The following is a 7,849-nucleotide window of genomic DNA, read 5'->3' as shown; positions in this document are numbered from 1 at the left end:
CCGGTTATTAGGTGGCAGTAACTTTTTAAGAATGGCTTCGCGACGCTCCGGTGAATATTTCATGAAAACCTCTGTCTCTCGCCCCACTTTATTGAGAGAGTCTAACATCGGGTGGGGTTCCAACTACCTTGACAGAGGGGGTAAATCTTTATCTTGTGTCCCGAATGGGTTCATCCGTTTATTTTTCACCCGTCAGCGCACCAGCCCCCAAGCATACGTTTACTCTCCAGCAATCCAGAACTGAAGCCTATACTTCCCGTGGCAAACTGATCTTGGTTGGCCATTGTCTAAGTTTCCAGCTTCAAAAATGTGACTCAATTTGGGTTAGGGCAAGAGCGTCAGTTTAACGGCGTTTATCCCCCAAAACACCAAGAGTCACTGCCAAACCTGATTAGGCCTGCCTAAACTGACTATCTGCAGCGTATATTGGTAACGAAGTTACTGATTCAGGATAATGATAAGCGGTATGAAGCTCTGATAATACTGCGAAGCAGTCCCTCGGCATCTCCGGCGATCTCTATAGACTTGATCACTCTCTTTGATCATTCTCCCGGACACAGAAAGGTAATTGTCATGAACAGCCCACTTCTGCCCACCACCACAAAGGGCGCTCTGGCCCTGGTAACAGGCGCACTGGCCGCCACTCTCAGCTTTAGCTCCATGGCAGCACCGACCGTTACATCAGTGATAGTAGAAAGTCTTGAGAGCGACGACACCACCATCACAGTTCAAGGCTCCGGCTTTGGCGCAAAATCCCAGGCGGCACCCATTCTTTTCGACCAGGTGGATTCCAGCTATGAAAATGGGACTCTCAATGAAAATTACCAAACCTTAACAGATGGCGCCAAGGTCCCGGCAACGGGTCAAGGCCAACCTTCGATCTGGTCAGCCGTTTCAAGTGGAGCCTGGGGGTCATTTCCGCCCGAAATAGCATCGCAGTACACCCCACGCTACAACAACTCCGGCAAGCACTATCTAATGCTCGGTCATAACTCAACGGTGGGCAACCCCGTGGCATACGGGGGCAACTCTGGCTGGGAGACTCCTGTTGACAATACCCAACTCTATGTTTCCTGGTGGTTCAGACCCAAATACGCTCCTCAATGGTACTGGCGCGTTGCGCCCGTGAACCTTACTGGCCAGTTCCAGGAGGGCGAAACCCTGAATGTAGGGGGAGTGACCAAAGCAACCTTTATCGGAATAGATGAAGAAGGCCAGATTAACCTGGTATTTGATGGGAAGCCACCGAGAACGGCTGTTCTTTTGGGAGTGGAAATTCTGGGCGAGAGCTCAGGGGCCACCTCTACTTTTCCTGAAACATTTGTTGGCTCCGGTGGGCCCGGTTATGAAACACCGGGCTCACAGAAGTACATAAGGATTTGGGAAGACCCCCAGGGCAAGGAGGGAATCCGGTTTTCCTGGACGCAAATGCATCAAACTGTCGGCTCCGTCGTTAACTGGTCCACGGCTCCGGTAAAAGGTGGGGAATGGAACCATCTTGAACTGGAAATGGATACACAAAAGGGTTTGGTAAGGCTGCGCGTTAATGCGCGTGAGTTAACAAGCTTCTCCTTTGACCCCTCTCTTGATTACAAAGGTAAATGGAGCCCAACCGTTGCGTTAATGGGCCTAAACGGTAAGGTCGGAAAATTGCAGGAAAGCTATGTAGATGACATCTATATCGACAACACTTTGCAGCGCGTTATGTTAGGAAATGCTCCGACCATTGATCAAGTGACTCTCTATGAGAACCAGCGCCCGGTCAAATGGTCTGACAACCAAGTCGAATTGAAATTATACCAGGGAGCAATCGAAAATCTCGACGCCGCGTATCTGTATGTGTTCGATTCGTCAGGGCTGACGAACTCCGAGGGTTACCCCCTGTGCATGGAATGCAAGCTTCCTCCCGAAAAAATTGAGCTAATTGTTGACTAGTGCCCCGTCTGGGCAATCCGCTAATCTTCTGAGCCCCTGAAAGCAGTGTTCGGATCAGGGGTCGACCACCGGGTAGCCTATAGCGTCAGCGGTTTCGAGAATCACGCGTTTCAGGGCCGGGTCAGACAGCAGACGATGGACCAGTGGGTGGCGGGGCATGAAGGCCGTGCTACGCTCCCACAAGGTAATTGCAGGCTCATTGGCATGCATGGACGAGGGATAGATGATCCCATGCGCCCGGGGGTACGCCTCATATAGCCGCTGAGCCCAACGCTGGGCCCGGGGTCGTGGCCCGGTGTTGATCGCCATGCTGGCGCCGATCTGGGTTGCGAAGGAACCGCGTAAATCCAGCAAGGTCAGTGGCGCGGTGAGAGCAAAAGCACTCAGAACAGGTACCCCGTCCTTTCGATTGATCTTCCGGGTTCCCTGGAAGAACTCAGCCAGGCAAGTAGGGATGGCCCGGGGGCCGATGGCGCCGTAGAGGACTCCTCGCTCACCATTACCCGGCTGGCCAACTTTGTTTCGCAAATGGTGGTCGAAACGGGACGACGTGGGACCGAAATACCGGAAGGTATTCCATGACACAGGATACGGCCCTTCGGTGCGAAATACCCGAAAGATCTTCTCCCCGGCCTCCAGATTGACGGTTTGAGACGGGATGCTTTTCAGTGCGTCGACATCTGGCGGCTCTGGAAACTTTGCCATCAGATATCCCTGATCAGGCTCAGGACAGGCTCAGCCGGGTACCCAGCGATCAGCCAGTCACGGGGAGACAGGTTTTCTTCCAGTTCGGAGCTCCATAGGTCGTTGTTCACCTGCGTCATGAACTGCTGAACTGTGACCGGGTGTGCCTGGGGGCTGAGGGTCTGGAGTACCAGCCGCAGATGGGGGATTACGGAGCTCTCGACAAACTGCCAGCGCGGAAACCACGCTTTGCTCCGGGCCCCTTTGAAACTGTACAGCCCCGGGTTGCCCGGGTTGGTGAGTTGCCGCACCCTGGCAGCTGAGATACCTAGCAGCTCGGCCACAGCTGAGGCGTACAGCGAGTCACGCTGCAACTGCTTGAATTCCAGTTGGAGCCGCATGACCGCGAGGCGCCGGGACCTCGCCAAGGCGCCGGGGAATGTGTCATCAAGGCCGTAGGCGCCGCCCTCCCGGAGAATCTCAATCTCAGCGGCCGTGAGGCCATTGGCCTGATCGTGAACCGCTGCTTCGTTCCCGGACCGGAGATCGGTCGCCAGCGCATGGAGCATCTTCTCAATGTCCGCCTTATTGATGCCCGCATTCCCCAGAGCCTGCAGGTCCTGCGAGTTGACGTTGATAGTGGTATCTGGCTCGGCGGTCATGGTATTAACCTCATACACTGTATGCATGTGTTAATTATAGGCCGCACCCCACAAATAAAAAAGGTCCTCTTCATCATGAAATGCAGTGCCAAGCAGGGATATACCACACGTACCTACACCGAGAGGCGCAAATCGTGGAACGAGCAAGCATCTTTAAAAGCAACAAGAGTCAGGCATTGCGGCTCCCAAACCCCGTAGCCTACCCGGACACCGTGAAACAAGTGGGTATTGTTATCCAGGGGTTGGCGGTTGTTACGAACAACACGAAACAGTTTAAAAACGTGCCGGCGATACGCCTGGCAAACTGGGTAAATCATTCAATTCAATTATTCCGGTGGACAAGGAGGTCACGCTCACCGGGCTGACGGTTAATCTGAAACGGGTGTTATTTAAAGGTGTCAGGGGGGCAAGTTTTTTCCAGCGGTTTGACGTGTCTGAATATTCCCCGTTTACCGCCCCCCGCAAACCCATGTTTTCCAGGGAAACATCGATGTCGGCCTCGAAATCTCCATTATTGATGATGACAAGAGCCAATTCGTTGTTCTTGCCGGTGCGAAATGCTGCCACTTTGACAAGGTTATTGTCTGATACTGCATCAATACGCAATGAACCCGGGGTAATCCAGCGGGCAAAGTGGCCAATGGCAAATCCGATTCCACTTATATGGATTTCAGATGTTTTCTGGTCGATGAGCACGATATGACTGGATTCACTGAAAAAATCGATGCCTCTGTCTTTGAAATGCGCATCGTGGCTTTGCCTGTCCCACATGTCGTACATCGCAAAGTAGGCTGATGCATTGGCATAAACCAGTTCATCATGAATATGGTTGGCGCGTGCCCGCAGGTTTTCCGCTGATCCAAAAGGATAATCGGCCCGGCCCGGCCCCTCGGAGGTCTCTGTCATCCACACCGGGATGTCATAACCGGCGGCAAGTTCATAAAGCCGCTGGCGAATCCGTATCTCATCGTGATCCGGCAGTCCCCTCCCTGATGTCTGCAAAATACGCCGGACACTGGAGTAAGCAGAATCATAGGGATAAGCGTGATAGGCCAACGCACCGATATAGGAGCGCGCGTCTTCATCGGCAAGGATGGACTCGATTGTATCGATGGATTTGGCAACGGTCTCTTCAGCGGGAACAATGAATCTCGTGCGTGCAAACCCCTCCGCGCGCAACCGTTCGCCAGCGGATTTGATAATATCGACTATTTCGTGCTTCGAGCCGCCACGCAGTTCCCGGTTACCGCTCAATGGTTCGTTAAACAGTGTAATAAACCGGGGGGCGGCCCCGGTTATTTCCTGCCAGTGTACAACACCGGCGGCTACGTATTCGGCGGCTTCCTGAAGATAGCGACTGTAATCTCTTTCACGCAGCTCATCCATCCAGCGCAATTCCCGCCGCATGTCTATCTTCAGGCCAAGCGAATAATTGCTGAAGCCATAGGCTCTTGCAGGACGTACAAGCAGATCATGCATCGCGTTCGATGTTTCCCACTGAAAGCCATCCTTGTTGATCAGCATGGGGTCGTCGTTGTCGTTGGCCGGCTCCAGCCACAACTCCAGGCTGCCAAGCGTCAGGCCCACGTCATGGTAGACCGCCTTGATGGCCTGGTGCCTTAACGTTGCGCCCAGCATGTCGCGCAGCCCGTTTTCCGTCAGCATGATCCCGGCAAGGGTTGTCGCGCCAAATCCGGCTACTTCCTGGTATTCGATGGCGTTGTCTATTCGCACGGTGACAGGCACATCCATTTTCCCGGAACCGGTTTCCAAAGAAGCGGCGAAGCAGGCACCGGAAATCAGGACGGATGCGATTGTTACCAGTCGAAGGAATCCTGAAAATCCTATCCAAGTCGATTTTCGCGGGGCAGACATGACTGTCATTTTCACTTTTCCGCCTTGTGAGCTTTATCAACCAGGCCTGGCAGGGGTATTTGGTCGCTCTATCTCTGGATCATCCCCTCAAAAATGCACTCGGGAATATCGCGGCAACCCGGTCATCACTCGAAAGGTAAATATACCCACTGATCAGAAGCGTACATTAACATTGAAACGTTAACCGAGTATATTTACTTCAATTTTTCTGCAAACCTGCTGTCTTTAGAGAACTGTGCGGATGAGTTAATAAAAGGAGGGTTTTCTTTGCCCTTCAACTATTAAAGTAAATATATATTTTATATTTCTTGTGGTATTATCCTTTGCGTTGGCATTGAGCACTTGCAGGAGGTGGCGCGATGCAAGCCGTAAACGATGAAGCCATTCAAGTGGAGAACCTGAAAATTCGGGCAACCTTGGCTCGCGCTGTGCGCGACACCCTGGTTCAAAATCATTTGACTCAGACCGAAGCCGCTGAGCGCCTTGGCATTTCCCAGCCTCGAATCAGTGCTTTGCTCAACGGCAAGGCCAGAGAGTTCCGGGTGGATGCCCTGGTCAACATGGCGCTCAAGTTGGGATTGAATGTTTCCCTAGAGGTCGATTCCCTCCCGAAACCGGACGTCATGACACCCGAAGGGGTTCTGGATCGCATGTGTGAATCAGTCATTCAGAGAGATACCGTGGCATTTATGGATGATGTGCAGCTCTTCTGGCGTAAGGAGTGGGATTTGGCTCAAGTGCCGGATCCCCACGAAAAAGATGCGCTGAAATATGCCCTGAAGGCCTGCTTCCTTGAGCGTATGGCCGAAGTCTGGTCTGAACCGCCAAAGTCTCACCCTGCGGTAGCGCCTGACTGGTGTCAACGGGTACCGGCGGTACAAAAAGAGTTTTCTGTCATCCCGGAAGAATATCGGGAATTTTACGAGGGAGACCTGGTGTCGCCCATTTTCTGCAAGCGCAATATTTTCGCGCCGCGCGACTTCATGTTTTTTGTATAAGAACGTTTCATGTATCAGTATTCCAACACCGGCAAACAAATCAGTATCCAGGCCTTGACCAAAGCGCTAAAGCGCTTGGGGGATTTGCTCCAGAAGGAAAATAAGAGGCTGGAATTGACCTGTTGCGGGGGTATTATCAGCTTGATGTATTTCCATTCTCGCGCCATGACTCAGGACGTTGATGCCATCTTTCCCGCGAACCCAGCCAACAAACAGTTACTGATCAAACTCATCAAGCAGGTCGGTGAAGAAATGGGTTTGGCTGCTGATGAAAAATCGCTGTGGTTCAATGACAGCGTGAGCTTTTTCGGCCTGGAAACTACATCCAATGTCATTATTTTCCAGCACCCCTACTTGATCTTAAAAGCAGCAAGCTGGGAAGAACTATTGGCCCACAAAGTTCACGCCTCGCGCCATGACAAGGACATCCAGGATGCGGTACGCCTGCTAAAAGAGATCAAGGGTAAAGAGAAAGAGCAGATTTACGAATCTGTGAAAAAGTACGCGCCTTTTGCACCTCACGTCCCGGAACCCATGCTGAGAAAGCGTTTTGAAGGGGTTTGGAATCTCGCCTTCAAAAAATAACCTGGGATCCAAAAACCCGGATCCGCCGGGTGAAGTGATGACCTGGGTTCCACTCAGGAAACTTTGATATTGATAACAGGCGGGTTAATGAATTTCAGGAGATGGGCAAGGCATTTGTTGCTATTCACAGTGGCATTCATCCTGATTTATGCCTTTTGCCGGCTCCTATCCGACAAACCACTTATGCAGGCGCTCTCGATTGGCACCGCTTACACAAGCCTTCTCTACTTCGCTGTTACCCTGTCTATCGGGCCGGTGAACCTGATACGCTCCAGGCGCAATCCGCTGTCAAGCCTTCTGAGGCGGGATCTGGGTATCTGGTCCGGTATACTGGCCCTTGCACACACCATCACCGGATTGCAGGTCCATTTCAAGGGCAGGCTTATCCAGTATTTTATCTACCCGCCGGATGAATCGCACGTCCTTCCCTTCAGAACCGATCCGTTCGGGCTGACCAATTATATCGGGTTGATCAGTGCGCTGATAATGATCGCACTTCTTTGCCTGTCCAATAACCGCTCCATCCGCATCATGGGTGCGTCTTCATGGAAAAAGTGGCAGCGGCTGACGTATTTTCTGGTGTTGGCCATACCAATTCACGGTCTGGTCTATCAGTTGCTTGAAAAACGCATCGGGATATATACCGTGCTGTTGCTGGCAACCACGCTGGTCGTCATTGCCATGCAAACGTCGGGCTTTATACAGCACCGGAAACTGAAGACCTCGCGCCAGTGAGCCGGAGTGATCGGCGCTGCAGGTTCTCAGCGCCGCCGATAGATGACGATACGGTTGTAGATGACCGCCAGCACAAAGCCGGCGATGGCTCCGCTCAACGCACCGTAGAAGGCCCCCACGACCGCACCGGACCAGGTAACGCTATAACCCGGGAAGAAGTTTGCCAGCAGACCCAGTGTCGGCCCGACATGCTCCGAGCCTCCTGTCGGCCCCAGTATGATTAGCCATACGGTTGCCACAAACAGCATCAGGCCACCGACGATTCCGAAGGTCACCGCCATCACCGACGCCCGCAGACGGGCGACAGCCTGACCAATGACTTTCCACTCATCCTCTGAAAAATGCTCTTTATTCATGAAACGGTACCCTCTATCC

General features: G+C 52.6%; 8 protein-coding genes. 4 read left to right on the top strand and 4 right to left on the bottom strand.

Going from position 1 to position 7,849, the window contains the following annotated elements; all coding sequences use genetic code 11:
- The first annotated feature begins 573 nt into the window (after positions 1-573).
- Positions 574-1,935 (top strand): hypothetical protein, encoded by a 1,362-nt coding sequence (locus AC13C0_RS02015; RefSeq protein WP_482953883.1) that lies wholly within the window; start codon positions 574-576, stop codon positions 1,933-1,935.
- Between the two features lie 54 nt (positions 1,936-1,989).
- Here AC13C0_RS02015 and AC13C0_RS02010 read toward each other — a convergent pair whose 3' ends face one another.
- From AC13C0_RS02010 to AC13C0_RS02000, 3 genes are all read right to left on the bottom strand, one after another.
- Positions 1,990-2,640 carry an RES family NAD+ phosphorylase gene (locus AC13C0_RS02010; protein WP_482953882.1) on the bottom strand — a complete coding sequence of 217 codons (651 nt, stop codon included), beginning with the start codon at positions 2,638-2,640 and terminating at the stop codon, positions 1,990-1,992.
- Positions 2,640-3,281, bottom strand: coding sequence for a hypothetical protein (locus AC13C0_RS02005; RefSeq protein WP_341582063.1), 642 nt, complete (start codon positions 3,279-3,281; stop codon positions 2,640-2,642). The genes AC13C0_RS02010 and AC13C0_RS02005 overlap by 1 nt, the downstream gene beginning before the upstream one ends.
- A 273-nt stretch (positions 3,282-3,554) precedes the next feature.
- A complete protein-coding gene (locus tag AC13C0_RS02000) occupies positions 3,555-5,165 on the bottom strand; it encodes a glycoside hydrolase (protein ID WP_482953881.1) in 1,611 nt (536 codons plus the stop codon).
- A gap of 350 nt (positions 5,166-5,515) precedes the next feature.
- Between AC13C0_RS02000 and AC13C0_RS01995 the strand changes: the two genes are divergently transcribed.
- The 3 genes from AC13C0_RS01995 (at position 5,516) to AC13C0_RS01985 (ending at position 7,474) form a co-directional block, all read left to right on the top strand.
- Positions 5,516-6,154, top strand: coding sequence for a helix-turn-helix domain-containing protein (locus AC13C0_RS01995; protein ID WP_341582065.1), 639 nt, complete (start codon positions 5,516-5,518; stop codon positions 6,152-6,154).
- Between the two features lie 9 nt (positions 6,155-6,163).
- Positions 6,164-6,739 (top strand): hypothetical protein, encoded by a 576-nt coding sequence (locus AC13C0_RS01990; protein WP_482953880.1) that lies wholly within the window; start codon positions 6,164-6,166, stop codon positions 6,737-6,739.
- A gap of 87 nt (positions 6,740-6,826) precedes the next feature.
- Positions 6,827-7,474 (top strand): hypothetical protein, encoded by a 648-nt coding sequence (locus tag AC13C0_RS01985; protein WP_482953879.1) that lies wholly within the window; start codon positions 6,827-6,829, stop codon positions 7,472-7,474.
- Positions 7,475-7,500: 26 nt separating this feature from the next.
- Here AC13C0_RS01985 and AC13C0_RS01980 read toward each other — a convergent pair whose 3' ends face one another.
- Positions 7,501-7,830 carry a hypothetical protein gene (locus AC13C0_RS01980; protein ID WP_117617300.1) on the bottom strand — a complete coding sequence of 110 codons (330 nt, stop codon included), beginning with the start codon at positions 7,828-7,830 and terminating at the stop codon, positions 7,501-7,503.
- Positions 7,831-7,849: the final 19 nt, after the last annotated feature.

The sequence above is a fragment of the Marinobacter sp. B-21 genome, assembly GCF_056857895.1.
This window is presented reverse-complemented; position numbering and strand designations above follow the sequence as displayed.